Source organism: Deinococcus misasensis DSM 22328 (assembly GCF_000745915.1).
Classification (GTDB): domain Bacteria; phylum Deinococcota; class Deinococci; order Deinococcales; family Deinococcaceae; genus Deinococcus_C; species Deinococcus_C misasensis.
The window spans coordinates 279,693-292,463 of record NZ_JQKG01000001.1 but is presented as its reverse complement, the minus strand read 5'-3'; the positions used below and the strand labels follow the sequence as shown (position 1 = coordinate 292,463).

General features: G+C 55.9%; 13 protein-coding genes and 1 tRNA gene. 4 read left to right on the top strand and 10 right to left on the bottom strand.

Going from position 1 to position 12,771, the window contains the following annotated elements:
• The first annotated feature begins 18 nt into the window (after positions 1-18).
• Positions 19-438: an RrF2 family transcriptional regulator gene (locus Q371_RS01360; protein WP_034335035.1), complete on the top strand. Its 420-nt coding sequence runs from the start codon at positions 19-21 to the stop codon at positions 436-438.
• 201 nt (positions 439-639) lie between these two features.
• Positions 640-1,668: an aldo/keto reductase gene (locus tag Q371_RS01355; protein WP_034335033.1), complete on the top strand. Its 1,029-nt coding sequence runs from the start codon at positions 640-642 to the stop codon at positions 1,666-1,668.
• A 7-nt stretch (positions 1,669-1,675) separates the two neighbouring features.
• Here Q371_RS01355 and Q371_RS01350 read toward each other — a convergent pair whose 3' ends face one another.
• The 4 genes from Q371_RS01350 to Q371_RS25045 all read right to left on the bottom strand — a co-directional run bounded on the left by Q371_RS01350 (position 1,676) and on the right by Q371_RS25045 (position 4,968).
• The gene (locus tag Q371_RS01350) at positions 1,676-2,188 is read right to left on the bottom strand and encodes an HD domain-containing protein (RefSeq protein WP_157442435.1); all 513 of its coding nucleotides are present in this window, start codon (positions 2,186-2,188) and stop codon (positions 1,676-1,678) included.
• 74 nt (positions 2,189-2,262) lie between these two features.
• On the bottom strand, positions 2,263-3,501 hold the full coding sequence (locus Q371_RS01345; protein WP_034335030.1) for a DUF418 domain-containing protein: 1,239 nt from the start codon (positions 3,499-3,501) through the stop codon (positions 2,263-2,265).
• Between the two features lies 1 nt (position 3,502).
• Positions 3,503-4,081, bottom strand: a complete 579-nt coding sequence (locus Q371_RS01340; RefSeq protein ID WP_034335027.1) for a TetR/AcrR family transcriptional regulator — start codon at positions 4,079-4,081, stop codon at positions 3,503-3,505.
• Positions 4,082-4,194: 113 nt separating this feature from the next.
• Positions 4,195-4,968 (bottom strand): GNAT family N-acetyltransferase, encoded by a 774-nt coding sequence (locus Q371_RS25045; RefSeq protein WP_051963061.1) that lies wholly within the window; start codon positions 4,966-4,968, stop codon positions 4,195-4,197.
• A gap of 70 nt (positions 4,969-5,038) precedes the next feature.
• On the opposite strand from Q371_RS25045, the gene Q371_RS01330 reads away from it, so the two are divergent.
• A complete protein-coding gene (locus tag Q371_RS01330) occupies positions 5,039-5,935 on the top strand; it encodes a transglutaminase-like domain-containing protein (RefSeq protein ID WP_051963060.1) in 897 nt (298 codons plus the stop codon).
• A tRNA-OTHER gene (locus tag Q371_RS26730) sits at positions 5,924-6,030 on the top strand. The genes Q371_RS01330 and Q371_RS26730 overlap by 12 nt, the downstream gene beginning before the upstream one ends.
• Positions 6,031-6,110: 80 nt before the next feature.
• On the opposite strand, the gene Q371_RS01325 is transcribed toward Q371_RS26730, so the two are convergent.
• The 6 genes from Q371_RS01325 to purQ all read right to left on the bottom strand — a co-directional run bounded on the left by Q371_RS01325 (position 6,111) and on the right by purQ (position 12,770).
• The gene (locus tag Q371_RS01325; protein WP_034335026.1) at positions 6,111-6,305 is read right to left on the bottom strand and encodes a hypothetical protein; all 195 of its coding nucleotides are present in this window, start codon (positions 6,303-6,305) and stop codon (positions 6,111-6,113) included.
• A 372-nt stretch (positions 6,306-6,677) separates the two neighbouring features.
• The gene (locus tag Q371_RS01320) at positions 6,678-6,875 is read right to left on the bottom strand and encodes a hypothetical protein (RefSeq protein WP_157442433.1); all 198 of its coding nucleotides are present in this window, start codon (positions 6,873-6,875) and stop codon (positions 6,678-6,680) included.
• 170 nt (positions 6,876-7,045) lie between these two features.
• Positions 7,046-8,128, bottom strand: a complete 1,083-nt coding sequence (locus tag Q371_RS25040) for a tetratricopeptide repeat protein (RefSeq protein ID WP_084571153.1) — start codon at positions 8,126-8,128, stop codon at positions 7,046-7,048.
• Positions 8,129-8,227: 99 nt separating this feature from the next.
• Positions 8,228-9,643, bottom strand: a complete 1,416-nt coding sequence (gene purF, locus Q371_RS01310; RefSeq protein WP_034335022.1) for an amidophosphoribosyltransferase — start codon at positions 9,641-9,643, stop codon at positions 8,228-8,230.
• A 200-nt stretch (positions 9,644-9,843) separates the two neighbouring features.
• Entirely contained in the window at positions 9,844-12,072 is a 2,229-nt protein-coding gene (gene purL / locus Q371_RS01305; protein ID WP_034335019.1) for a phosphoribosylformylglycinamidine synthase subunit PurL, read from the bottom strand.
• Positions 12,069-12,770: a phosphoribosylformylglycinamidine synthase subunit PurQ gene (gene purQ / locus Q371_RS01300; protein WP_034335015.1), complete on the bottom strand. Its 702-nt coding sequence runs from the start codon at positions 12,768-12,770 to the stop codon at positions 12,069-12,071. The genes purL and purQ overlap by 4 nt, the downstream gene beginning before the upstream one ends.
• Between the last annotated feature and the right edge of the window lies 1 nt (position 12,771).

Below are 12,771 nucleotides of genomic sequence, written 5' to 3'. Positions count from 1 at the left end.
AAGGGGTGGTGCTTCTCTATGCAAGTGACCCGATTTACCGACCTGAGTTTGCGCCTGCTGATGCACCTGATGCAAAGCCCCGAACAGAGCAGAACCACCGTGCAGGAAGTGGCTGTTCGCTTCAATGTGCCTTACAACCACCTCAACAAAGTCGCCCACGGCCTGTCCAAAATGGGCATCATTCGGGGCAGCAAAGGCAAAAACGGTGGCATCCGTCTGGCCCGAGACCCCGCTGAAATCCGCCTCGGGGATCTGGTGCGCCAGACCGAACCGCAATCGGACATCATCGATTGCAGTGTGGGTCCCTGCCCCTTGATGGGCAACTGCAAATTGAAATGTGTCTTGCTGGAAGCCAGAGACGCCTTTTACGCCAAGCTCAACGAGTACACGCTGGCAGATGTGGCTGCCCAGCCGTTCATGCAGCTTGAAGTCGGCTGATGGATTTGCAGGATAGGGCAAAGTCAAGTTGCTGATCTTGGTAGTGTTGATGTCAAAAGCTATCAGCCGTCAGCTCTGGTGGGCTTTTCACTGAACGCTGATGGCTGATTGCTGAACGCTTTTACACCACTGAACAGTTTTCAGGGTCTTTCATGGGTATGCTTGAAGGACATCCCGCTGCACATGTTCAGGAGGTTCTTCATGGCATCTTCTTTTTCCCCCAACTTCACCGAAACGGTTTCCATCGGTCGTGGAGCCACCGTCACCCGCCTCGGACTGGGTGCTTCCGTTCAGGGAGGGCTTTTCCGGCCTGTCTCAGCAGAAGAGGCCAGAGCGGTGTTTCAGGCTGCTCTGGATGCAGGCATCCGTTTTTTTGACACGGCCCCCTGGTACGGGTTTGGCGAATCGGAATTCCGACTGGGTGAATTTCTGCAAGGAAAGCCAGAGTTCACGGTGTCCAGCAAAGTGGGTCGCCTGTTGCGCGAAGGCATCCCTCCCCATCCCACCCAGCTCGGGGCAGATGGAGAACGGGTGTTCAAAACCAGCCTGTCCCTGAACGTGGTCTACGATTTCACTTATGACGGTGTGATGCGGTCTTTTGAGGAAACCCTAGACCGCATGCAACTGGACCACCTGGACATGGTTTTCATCCATGATCCAGATGCTGTGGGTGTCACCGCTCCAGAGCTTCTGAAAGGGGCCTATCCTGCCCTTGCCGAATTACGTGAACAGGGAAGGGTCAAGGCCATTGGTGCAGGCATGAACCAGTGGGAAATGCCTCTGGAACTCCTGCAGAATGCAGATTTTGATGTGTTCCTGCTGGCCGGACGCTACACCTTGCTGGAACAACACAGCATGCCCTTGCTGCAAAAATGTCTGGAAACCGGAGCCAAAATTGTGGTGGGAGGGGTCTTCAACAGTGGACTGCTGGCCAACCCCAAACCGGATGCCAAATACAACTACAGTCAGGCCCCAGAGTTGATGTTGCAGCGTGCCCTTGCCATCAAGGACGTGTGCGACGAATACGACATTTCCATCAAGGCGGCGGCCATGCAGTTTCCTCTGGCCCATCCTGCGGTGGCCTCGGTGCTGCTTGGGGTCAGGAATCTCGAGCAACTGCACAGCAACCTGCAAGATTACCAGACCCACATCCCTACAGATTTCTGGACCGACCTGCAAAAGCACGGTTTGCTGCCAGAGGATTTTGCCCACCTGCCTTCACAGGACTGAAGCCCAGTCAGGAATCCAGCAGGTTCAGATCCGGGTCCATTTCTTCCAGAGACTGCTGAATGGCCCACAGAATGGTGGTTTCTTCTCTGGAGTGCTCCAGACTGAGGTAGGCAGGATCAGGCCGGATGCCCACCCGCATCAGGTCCAGACGGTCGCTGTCCCAGCAGGCCCCGATGGTGATGTGATCGGTGGGTTTTCCGGTGGTGTGGTGCTGCACGGCATACTGCAACTGCTCAAATTGCAGGTCTGTGCAATCGAAATACACGCCCCGCAGTTTCACCATGAAACGGGCGGCTTCTGGTCCATGCTCCAGATCCCAATCGTCGTTTTTGCGTCTGGAGTCGTGAAACAGACTGAACAATTCCAGCACCACAGGATCGGCGGTGCTGTGACGGGCAAGCCTCTTGCCAATCCTGCCCACCCTCGCCCAGTGTGAGGGGCCATGCAGGGAGTCCAGAGGCAATTCAAACTGTTCCAGAATAAAACGGTGAAGCTCAGGGAAGTGGAGGGAAAGCTGCATGTTCTCAGGGTACATAGGCCTTCCGTGCAGTGCAAATCTGTTTCGGGAGGCTGGGAATTTCGCCTCCTTCAGTGTCACCCTTCTGTTGCTCTGGTGTTGCTGGACCTGACCAGTGGAGCCCTTTTGCGGTAGGTCAGGGTTCGCCAGAGCCATTCCAGCGGTCCATGTTGAAACCTTTGCATCCAGAAACCCGAGAACTGAATTTGAAACACCCAGATCAGGAGCACCATCCCGAGTTGTTGCAGCCTGTTCACCTGACCAAACAGGTCAAGACCGTAAAAGATCAGGTTGGCAAGTACACTTTGCCCAATGTAATTGCTGAGTGCCATCTGCCCTACAAGGGCCAGCCTGTTCTGAAGCCTGCTCCACAGACCGGATTGAATCCACAACATCACCACCCCCAGGTATCCGCAGGCCATCAGGGGGGTGTACACCTGACTGATGGTTTTCGCTGTGAATAGGCTGTAGGTCACCTCCCAGTCATTGAGGTGCTGCAAGAACAAGGCCACCAGAGAAAGGGGAAGTCCGATTCCCAGTCCCCAGCCTGCCATGTTCAGGTACACCCTCCTGGACGCTTTGCCTGTGATGATGCCCCAGTTGTACAGGGCCATGCCGACCAGCATCATGCCAAAGGCTCTGGCGAACCCATCGGTGAGCACCAGCAGTCCAAAGAGGTCTTCTGCTCTGGAGGGAGAGGAGGAGGCATCCAGAGTGAGCCTTCGGGAAAGCTGCTGACCATAGGTGCCCTGAAAAGCACGGATGTCTTGCTGGATTTTGGAGGCCGGAGGGTTCCAGAGCTGTTCCAGCTTTTGCATTTCTGTGGGTGTGAAGGTCTGGAGGGTTTGCTGACTTTGCAGGTTCAAAACGACAGGGGAGAAGAACACCAGCAATCCGGCGACCAGTTGCCCCCGGGCAGGCATTCTGCGGAAGAAAAACAACACGAAGGAACACAGCGCATAAACCAGCAGGATGTCACCCTCCCACAAAAAAACCATGTGCAGGATGCCAAACAGCAACAACCAGCCATTTCGGGTGTAATGCACTCTGGCCGGAGGCTGGCCTTTCTGTTCGAGTTTCTGAATCAGCAAGAGCATGCTGGCTCCAAACAACATGGAAAACAGGGCCATGAATTTCTGATCGGCCAGCACGTACATCAATCCGAACACCATCTGGTTCCAGAGGTTCTGCCCTCCGTAAACGTTTGGGTTGTAATAGGCTTCGATGGGCATGGAAAAACTGGTGATGTTCATCAGGAGGATGCCCAGCAGGGCAAATCCCCTCAGGGTGTCAATGGCAGTGATGCGGTTTTGCATGTCATCTCCGGGTGGGGTGGGAAATCCATGCCTGCACCATTTCAGGCAGGCGGTCACGTCTGGTGCTGGGTAAACCCAATCCCACCAGCACATCACCGCCGTAGGACAGAGCCAGCACTGCAAAAGCGATCTGGTTTGCCTGTTCAGGTGAAAGCTCTGGATGCTGGGTGTGCAGTTCCTCTGAAATCAACTGGCTGTACAGTGTGTTGATGTCCAGCAAAAAAGCCTGCAGATCGGGTGATTTTTCGCTGCTTTTGACCAGTTCGGTCAGGATCCGGTTGGTGGGGTCGGTGTCTGCTGGGAAAAACGCTTGCAGCAGGGCAGGCCAGCGTTGCTCTGGAGGCAGTGCATTTTGCAATTCTGCCACCCCCGCTCTGGCCCTCTGCATCAGGCGTTCGGTCAGTAGGCGCAGCATGGCGTCTTTTTTTCCAATGTAATGGTGGATGGTGCCCAGATTGACCTTTGCCACCTCCGCAGTGCGTTGCAGGGTGGCTTTTTCCAGTCCTTGCTCCAGAATGCAACGTTCAAAAGCGTCCAGAATTTCCTCTTTGCGAATGTGGCTCAGGTCTTTGCGTCCCATGGCACCCCCTAAATAGTTTATAAGCCTTATTAAACTATCTGGCCCACATCCTGTCAATAGATAGGTTGAGTTTATAATCTATTTTTGTGGTCGGAAATCGATCGCTGGACGCTTCAACCTTTGATGTACACCTGAAATGTCCCCACGTGCTCAAAGCCCAGACGCTGGTACACCTGAAAGCCTTCAGCCGTGGACATCAGCACCCCCACCCTGTGCCCGAGGTCAAAAGCATCCTGCAAAGATTTGAGGGTGATCTGCTGTCCGTAACCTTTGCGGGTGTGCTCTGGAACGGTGCCCACAAAATACACCCCTGCACTGTTGGGGGTCAGGCGCAAACCACTTCCGCACACGGCTTCTGTGCCACAGAACCCCACATACAGCTTGACCGGCCACAGTCCGCCTTCCAGCAAACGCTCAAACTGCCGGATGCGAAGCTGCACCGCCTGCGCAGGCAAATGGAAACTGGCCTGCCCCACCCTGGCCCACGCTTCCAGCAAACCATCAGAAGTCACCTCAGAAATGGTGAAACCCTCAGGAAGGTCCAGAGCAGGCAAACCTTCCAGCGTTCGACCCATCGCCAGCAAATCCGAGCTGTGCTTCAGACCCCTTTGCTGCAAAAGTTCGGCAAGGTTCTCTGGCTTGCTCTCAGGGGTGATGACCCAATTGAAGGGCAATCCCCGTTTTTTGAAGATTTCAATGACCTCATCCACCTGCTTCTCGGGGTCGGTGGTCAAAATGGAACGCACCACCGAGTTCAGGTTGGCAATGGGAAATCCGCCAATGCGGTAAGCCAGTTCAGGCCCCTCATGAACGGTGAGCCCTGCGTACATGCTGGTGGGAAACATCTGGATGTAATTTTCGATGCACAGAGACAAAAACGGATGCATGTTTCATGGTACAGGCTGAAGGGTCAAAATCCCTTGACTCTGTCCTCAGGTCAGGGTTTAGGCTCAGGGCATGAAACCCTCGCCTGAACTTCTGAATTTCTACCGCTCACACAGCCCTTTTTCACGGTCCGAACGCTTGCAGATTGCACCAGACCAGAGCCTTGCCGATCTGGTGCAGGTGGTCCAGAACCACTTGCTGCACTACGCTTGGCCCAGAGCTTACGGCCTTGAAATTCCTGAAGACCAGTACCAGCAAATCAACACCCGTTTTGTGGACCGCTTTCTGGAAGCCAGAGCCCAGTCGGGTTGTGCTTTGCAGAACCGCACCCTGCCAGAACAGAGGCACCTCGGGTGTTGCCGCGATTTTTCCCTGTTCCTGACGGCCATGTTGCGTGAAAAGGGCATTCCTGCCCGCAACCGTGTGGGTTTTGCAGGGTATTTCCAGAAAGGCCACTGGCACGACCATGTGATCACCGAATTCTGGAACGGTGAACGCTGGGTTCGGGTGGATGCTCAATTGGACGAATTGCAACGTCAAGCAGTGGGCATCTCCTTTGATCCTCTGGACCTGCCTGACGATCAGGAGGTTTACGTCACAGCAGCAGAAGCATGGCAACTGTACCGCTCTGGCCAAATCGACCCGCAACATTACGCAGTGTTCCCCGGCTCGCCTTTTCAAGGCCCCAACTTCATTCGCTTGAACCTTCTGCATGAATTGTGGGCCTTGAACAAGCGGGAACTCCTGCTCTGGGAAGGACCAGAGCTGTTTCACCAGCACATCCATGACCTTTCAGAAGCAGACCTTGTGAAACTGGATGAACTGGCAGCAGACCTGACCACCAGACCAGAGTCTCTTGAGACCCTTCAGAAGTGGCTGAATGCCCCCGAGCCTCTGGAAATCCGCTGCATTGCTCCCAACGGTTTTCAGGAGGTCTGGAATTGGAATACACTCCAGTCAGGTGCTTGACAGAGTGGCCGAATGTGGGGAGCCGCCTTCAGTGGATCGTCCTCAGGGTTGCTGTACAAAGCGCCCTCGGGGGTTCAAATCCCCCCCCACCTGAACACCCCAAACGGGGTGTTTTTTGATGCCAAAACCGGCCCTTGAAACAAGGACCGGCCAGAGGATGTGTCAATGGGAGGTGTCAGGAGGCGTGATGCCCTTTGCGTGGCGTTTCCATGTGCTGAAGGTGGTCGAGGTGGTCGGCCAGATGGCGCAGGGATTCTGCGAATTGATGCACCAGAGGGGTTCTGGGCACCTGATGCAGCAGGTGGAGGTGTTCGGCTTCGTGCTGGAAATCCTGGAAGCGAAGGCGGGCTTCGGTTTCGATATATGACATGGCCTTCTCCTTTCAAGGTGGGCCACTCTGGAAAACCAGAGGCGATTGACAGATCCTGAACCTTGCATACCTGATCTGAAACGATTCATGGTTTGGGGTCAGAATCTCAATGGATTTTCTTTACATCCCCAAGATAACACTTTGTTTTGGGAATTGGCATGCAATTTCTCTGGTTTTTCCAAAGGGTCAAAATGCGTGGTATTCAAAAACTGTTTGCAGCATCTGCAATTTTGTGGGTCAGATTTTCTCTGATGGGCTGTAAAGGCTTATTTTGTTAATTGCATAGACAATTTGGGCATAAAGATTTGCAAATCTCTCTTTTGAATCATTCAGGACATTTGTCCTGAAATTGGAGTGACCTGACGTGTAAAATCAAATTTCATTTGCGCATCGCTGTGTTGTTTCCCCAGCATGCAAAGCTTTTGCAGATGCAGCCTGCTTTCCATCCAGCGCCTCTGCCCATTGAATCAACATTTTGACCAGACCTGCCCGCAACGAAACCTTTGGAACCTGCCTCAATTGCTGCAAATGCTCTGCTTCCTGCTGAAACATCTGCTGTTTGAATTTCATTTCCACTTCCAGAGGATTCATGGCACCACACCCTTTCTGGACTCAGGGTAAAGGCAAACAGGCAGAGATACCATCCGAAAAACCATCGGGTTGGGTGTGCAACATCGGACAGCCCGATCCAAAGCAAAAACGGCCATTCCATGCAGAATGGCCATTTGAAAGCAAGGGCTTTACTCTGGCAGCAACGTCAAAAAGGCTGCAATCACCTGATAAGTGTCGGTGGGAGCCCCCCCAATTTCCAGACGGTATTCCTCTGCATCCTCTGGCAAAGGAATGCTCAGGGTGAACAGCGAAACCCGGCCCGAGAGGTCCATGCTGGGTTCGGCCTCGACTTCATCTCCATTGACCAGCACAAAAGGCACAAAGCCTGTGACAGGACTGGACAGGCGCACCGTCACCACAACGGTTTTACCCCTGACTTTGCTGCCCTCTCTGGGACCCACCACCTGCACCTCCACTTCCTCAAACAGGGTGTCTGGTGCGGTCTCGGGTTGTTCCTGTGCTTTTTTCAACTGGTCCAATTGCACCTGAGCAGCTTTGTTGCCTGCTCTGGCGGATTTTTCAAACCAGTTCTGGGCCTCCGTCAGATTCTTTTCCACGCCCCGACCATTCAGGTACATGTTGCCCAGATTGAGCATGGCGGTGGTGTTGCCCTGATCGGCAGCTTTGCGGTACCAGAAAATGGCTTCGGTGTCGCTCATCTTGATGCCCCGACCATAAAAATACATGTCACCCAACAGGTTCTGTGCCCGACTGTTGTTTTTCATGGCTGCCTGCAAAAACAACTGCACCGCTTTCTGATCGTCCTGGGGACCTCCCTGACCCTTCATGTACAGGGTGCCCAGATTGATCATGCCATTGACATTGCCCTGATCTGCAGCCTTCTGGAACCAGAAACGGGCTTTCTCAAGGTCCCGGGTGGTGCCCCTGCCCTCCTGATACATCAGGCCCAGATTGTTTTGGGATGAGGGTTCGCCTTGTTCAGCAGCTTTGGAATACCAGCCAAAAGCTGCTGCCAGATCCTTGCTGGTTCCCAGACCATTTTCCAGACTGTAAGCCAAAAGGAACTGGGCCACCCGATCCCCGCTCTGGGCAGGTTCCTGACAGATCTGGAATGCCTGCGTGTAATCTTTGGCGGCATAGGTGCTCTGGCATTCCTTGGCCCCTGCAAGGGCAGGTGTGAAGCCCAGAGCCAGCATCAGAAATAAAGCTTTTTTGACCATGGATATTTTTAAAGCAGGATTGAGGTTCATGGTCTGAGTTTAAAGCTCTGGGGGTAGGGTGTGGAAGGGCTATCTGGGTGTCCAACAAAAAAGAGGAAGCAGTCGCTTCCTCTTGAGGTTCAGAAAAGATCACACTTCCAGAGCGTGTTTGTTCACATCGTTCTCCAGCGGAACCCCCGCTGGATATTTCCCGTTGAAGCAGGCGAGGCACAGGCCCGGACCGCCCACAGCGCTCTTGATGCCGTCTTCGGAGATGAAGGCGAGGGTGTCTGCGCCGATCATCTGGCGGATCTCCTCAATGCTGTGGGTGCTGGCCACCAGTTCTTTGCGGGCAGCGGTGTCGATGCCGTAAAAGCAAGGGTGGGTGATGGGTGGGCTGGACACCCGGAAGTGCACTTCGGTGGCTCCAGCGTCCCGCAGGAGTTGCACGATCTGGCGGCTGGTGGTGCCCCGCACGATGCTGTCATCGATCAGGACCACCCGTTTGCCTTTCACGGCAGCGGTGGGGGAGAGCTTCATTTTCACTTTCAGTTCGCGGGCTTCCTGCGTGGGGGCAATGAAGCTGCGTCCTGCGTAAGGGTTTTTGTACAGGCCGTAATCGAAGGGGATTTTGCTGGCTCTGGAGTAACCGATGGCTGCACCAATGCCAGAGTCTGGCACCGGAACCACGATGTCGGCTTCCACGGGTTGCTCTTTGGCCAGTTCTTCACCCATGCGAACGCGGGCTTCGTGGGTGCTGACCCCGTCCACGCTGGCATCTGCCCGGGCGAAGTAAATCCACTCGAAGGCGCAGGGGGTGGGCACGGAGGGAATAACCTCCAGAGAGTGCAGGCCGTTTTCGTCGGCCCAGACCAGTTCTCCGGGTTTCACGTCACGGATGAAAGTGGCGTTCACAGCATACAGGGCCACCGTTTCGCTGGCGAACACGTAAGCACCGTCTTCACGCTGACCGATGCAGAGGGGACGCACACCGTTGGGGTCGCGCAGACCAATCAGCATCTTGCGGTTCATGATCACCACGGCAAAACCGCCACGCATTTCCTGCATCACTCTGGCGGTGGCATCCACCAGATCGAGGTTGGCGTATTTGGCGATGCGGTTGATCATCACCTCGGTGTCGTTGGTGGTCTGGAAGATCACCCCTTCGTTGAGCATCAGTTGCCGGATTTCTCTGGCATTCACAAAGTTGCCGTTGTGGGCGATGCCCAGAATGCCTTTGTTGGAACGCACGGTGAGGGGCTGGGCATTGAAGCGCAGGTTCGATCCGGTGGTGGAGTAACGCACGTGCCCGATGGCGATGTTGGCCCCTTCCAGATCCATCTTCTGGAGGCGGGTCTCATCGAAAACCTGGGTCACCAGACCAAGGTCTTTTTCCACGAGGAAGTCTTCACCGTTGGAGACGCACATTCCTGCGGCCTCCTGTCCACGGTGTTGCAGGGCAAACATTCCGAGGTAAGAGAGCCAGGCAACGTTGAGCGGTCTGGGAGAGTAAATCCCAAAAACGCCGCATTCCTCTCTGGGTTTATCGAATTCATCGAATAGCATGGTGTCACCTGAAGTGTACCCCCATCCCCCTGTCCATTTTCTTATGGGGGTTTGAAGGGGATGGTTCCCCCCTCAGAAGAGGGGGAGAGCGAAGCGAGGGGGGTGGAGGGTTGGGTGCTGAGGTTTCGGGTTCTTTTTGCTCTCCTCGCCCTGTATCCCCCCCTGTTAGGGGGGAAAGCGAGTGGACGAGCGAGGGGGGTTTAACCCAGAACAGCCCGGATGGGATCTTCAAACGCTCTGGTCAGCGTGGGGATGTCCAGCGACAGGTGCTGCCCGTGTTGGGACAGACTGATCGCCAGTTTATCACCGCCCACAAAGCCAATTCGGGTGAAGGGAACATTCAAGTCCTTAAGGAGTTTCTCAGCAGCTTCCTCTTTGCCCACAGGGACAGCGGTGACGATGCGGCTCTGGGCTTCGCCAAACAGGATGGCATCTGCACGCAGGTCGCTGTCGATCTGGATGGTGGCACCCACCTGACCCGCGATCACCATTTCTGCCAGAGCGATGGCCAGTCCACCTTCGGAGGTGTCGTGGGCGGTGCGGGTCAGGTCATTGCGGATCAATTCGATGATGCCCTGCTGCACACGGCTTTCCAGATCGAGGTCCAGCACAGGCACCTGTCCGGCTTCCAGTCCGTAGATGGTTTCCAGGTACTGGCTGGCCCCAATTTCATCGGTCAGGTTCCCGAGCAGGTAAACGCTCTGGGCCTGGCTCTGGAACTTCATGGTGGCGTTTTTGGTCACGTCAGGCAGCACACCGACCAGTCCGATGGTGGGGGTGGGGTGGATGGCCACGGTGCGGCCTTCCTCGTTGTACTGGTTGTACAAACTGACGTTTCCGCCGGTCACAGGGGTGTTCAGGGCACGGCAGGCATCGGCAATGCCCTTGGTGGCCTGCACCAGCTGGAAGTACACCTCTGGACGGTGGGGGTTTCCGAAGTTCAGGTTGTCGGTGATCGCCAGAGGGGTTGCCCCCACACAGGCCACGTTGCGGGCAGCTTCAGCGACGGCGCTGGCAGCTCCAACGTATGGATCGAGGTACACAAAGCGAGGGTTGCAATCCGAGCTGGCAGCCACCCCTTTGGAGGTGCCTTTGATGCGCATCACGGCAGCATCGGCAGCACCGGGAACCACCACGGTGTTGGTCATCACCTGATGGTCGTAACGCTCAAAGATGGCCCGTTTGGAAGCAATGCTGGGGTGAGACAGCAGTTTCAGCAGCACTTCTTCAAGGTTCTCTGGGACAGCCACGCCAGAGAGGTCTTTTTCGCGCTTGGCTTTGATCTCTTCGGATTCAATGCCTTCGCGGGTGTAGGTGGGGGCCTCGTTGAGCAGGTCCACAGGCAGGTCGCAGACCACTTCGCCGTGCCAGTACAGGCGGTAGGTGTCGTGTTCGGCCACTTCGCCAATTTCCACCACGTCCAGCTCCCATTTGGAGAGCAGGTCAAAGAGTTCTTGCTCTTTGCCGGGAACGGGCACCAGCACCATGCGCTCCTGAGATTCAGAGAGCACCAGTTCCATGGGAACCATGCCTTCTTCTCGGGTGGGCACCTTATCAAGGTAGATGTTCACCCCGAGTTTGGCGCGGTAGGCCATTTCGCAGGTGGAGGAGACCAGACCGGCTGCGCCCATGTCTTGCACCCCTGCCACCAGACCGGCATGAATGGCTTCGATGGTGGCTTCCAGCAGGAGTTTTTCCATGAAGGGATCGCCCACCTGAACGGCGGGACGGTCTTCACTGGAAGCGTCAGAGAGGTCGGCGGAAGCGAAAACGGCTCCGCCCAGACCGTCCCGTCCGGTTTTGGAACCGACGTAAATGATCTTGTTGCCCACTGCGCCCATGGTGCCCTTGGCGAGGTCCTCGTGCTTCATCAGGCCGAGGGCCATCACGTTCACCAGAGGGTTTTCCTGATAGGAAGGGTGGAAGGTGACTTCGCCGCCCACCGTGGGCACGCCAATGGCGTTTCCGTAGTGGGAGATGCCCTCAACAACCCCGTGCACCAGAAACTGGGTGCGCTTGCTGTCCAGATCCCCGAAACGCAGGGAGTCCAGCACCGCGAAAGGACGGGCACCCATGGCGAAGATGTCGCGCAGAATGCCGCCCACACCGGTGGCAGCACCTTGCACAGGTTCCACGGCAGAGGGGTGGTTGTGGGATTCCATCTTGAACGCCACAGCGTAGCCTTCGCCGATGTCCACGACACCAGCGTTTTCGCCGGGGCCTTGCAGCACCTGAGGGCCGGTGGTCGGGAACACCTTGAAGAGGGGGCGGCTGTTCTTGTAACCGCAGTGCTCGGACCACATGGCACCCACAATGGCGGCTTCCAGAGCGTTCACGGGGCGCTTGGTGCGGGACTCCAGGTTGTCAAATTCTTCCACGGTCAGGCCAAAAGTGGCGGCCTGATCGCGCAGGTCTTTTACGGGGGTCATTTCACACCTCCTGCCACGTGTTCCAGCAGGCTTTCAAAGACACCCAGACCGTCGGTGCTGCCCAGCAAGGCTTCCACGGAGCGCTCGGGGTGGGGCATCATGCCCAGCACATTGCGTTTTTCGTTCAGGATGCCAGCGATGTTGTTGAGGGCACCGTTGGGGTTGCCTTCCAGCACTTCATGGCCATCTCGGGTCACATAACGGAAGGCCACCAGACCTTCGCCTTCCAGACGGCTCAGGGTTTCTGCGTCGGCGTAAAAACTGCCTTCGTTGTGGGCAATGGGGATCTGGATGATCTGCCCTTGCTGGTACTGGTTGGTGAAAGGGGAGTGGGTGGTTTCCACGCGCAGGTGCACATCGTGGCACAGGAAGTGCAGGCTGTTGTTGCGTCCCAGAGCACCGGGCAGGAGCCCCGCCTCGGTGAGGATCTGGAATCCATTGCAAATGCCAATCACAGGAACGCCCTTGTCGGCAAGGCGTTTGACTTCCTTCATGACCGGGCTGTGGGCGGCAATGGCACCACTGCGCAGGTGGTCGCCGTAAGAGAAGCCGCCGGGCACCAGAATGGCATCGAAGCCCTCAAGGTGGGTTTCGGTGTGCCAGACGGGAATGGCCTGCTGACCAATCACGGCTCCGGCAGCATGAACGGCGTCCATGTCGCAGTTGGAACCGGGGAATTGAATCACAGCTGTTTTCATT

What these genes read in the sequence shown, in the direction of transcription:
- Q371_RS01320 (WP_157442433.1), bottom strand. Translation starts at nt 6,875, where the DNA reads ATGAAATTCAAACAGCAGATGTTTCAGCAGGAAGCAGAGCATTTGCAG.
- Q371_RS01325 (WP_034335026.1), bottom strand. Translation starts at nt 6,305, where the DNA reads ATGTCATATATCGAAACCGAAGCCCGCCTTCGCTTCCAGGATTTCCAG.
- purQ (WP_034335015.1), bottom strand. Translation starts at nt 12,770, where the DNA reads ATGAAAACAGCTGTGATTCAATTCCCCGGTTCCAACTGCGACATGGAC.
- Q371_RS01355 (WP_034335033.1), top strand. Translation starts at nt 640, where the DNA reads ATGGCATCTTCTTTTTCCCCCAACTTCACCGAAACGGTTTCCATCGGT.
- Q371_RS01340 (WP_034335027.1), bottom strand. Translation starts at nt 4,081, where the DNA reads ATGGGACGCAAAGACCTGAGCCACATTCGCAAAGAGGAAATTCTGGAC.
- Q371_RS25040 (WP_084571153.1), bottom strand. Translation starts at nt 8,128, where the DNA reads ATGAACCTCAATCCTGCTTTAAAAATATCCATGGTCAAAAAAGCTTTA.
- Q371_RS01350 (WP_157442435.1), bottom strand. Translation starts at nt 2,188, where the DNA reads ATGCAGCTTTCCCTCCACTTCCCTGAGCTTCACCGTTTTATTCTGGAA.
- purL (WP_034335019.1), bottom strand. Translation starts at nt 12,072, where the DNA reads ATGACCCCCGTAAAAGACCTGCGCGATCAGGCCGCCACTTTTGGCCTG.
- Q371_RS01330 (WP_051963060.1), top strand. Translation starts at nt 5,039, where the DNA reads ATGAAACCCTCGCCTGAACTTCTGAATTTCTACCGCTCACACAGCCCT.
- purF (WP_034335022.1), bottom strand. Translation starts at nt 9,643, where the DNA reads ATGCTATTCGATGAATTCGATAAACCCAGAGAGGAATGCGGCGTTTTT.
- Q371_RS01360 (WP_034335035.1), top strand. Translation starts at nt 19, where the DNA reads ATGCAAGTGACCCGATTTACCGACCTGAGTTTGCGCCTGCTGATGCAC.
- Q371_RS25045 (WP_051963061.1), bottom strand. Translation starts at nt 4,968, where the DNA reads ATGCATCCGTTTTTGTCTCTGTGCATCGAAAATTACATCCAGATGTTT.
- Q371_RS01345 (WP_034335030.1), bottom strand. Translation starts at nt 3,501, where the DNA reads ATGCAAAACCGCATCACTGCCATTGACACCCTGAGGGGATTTGCCCTG.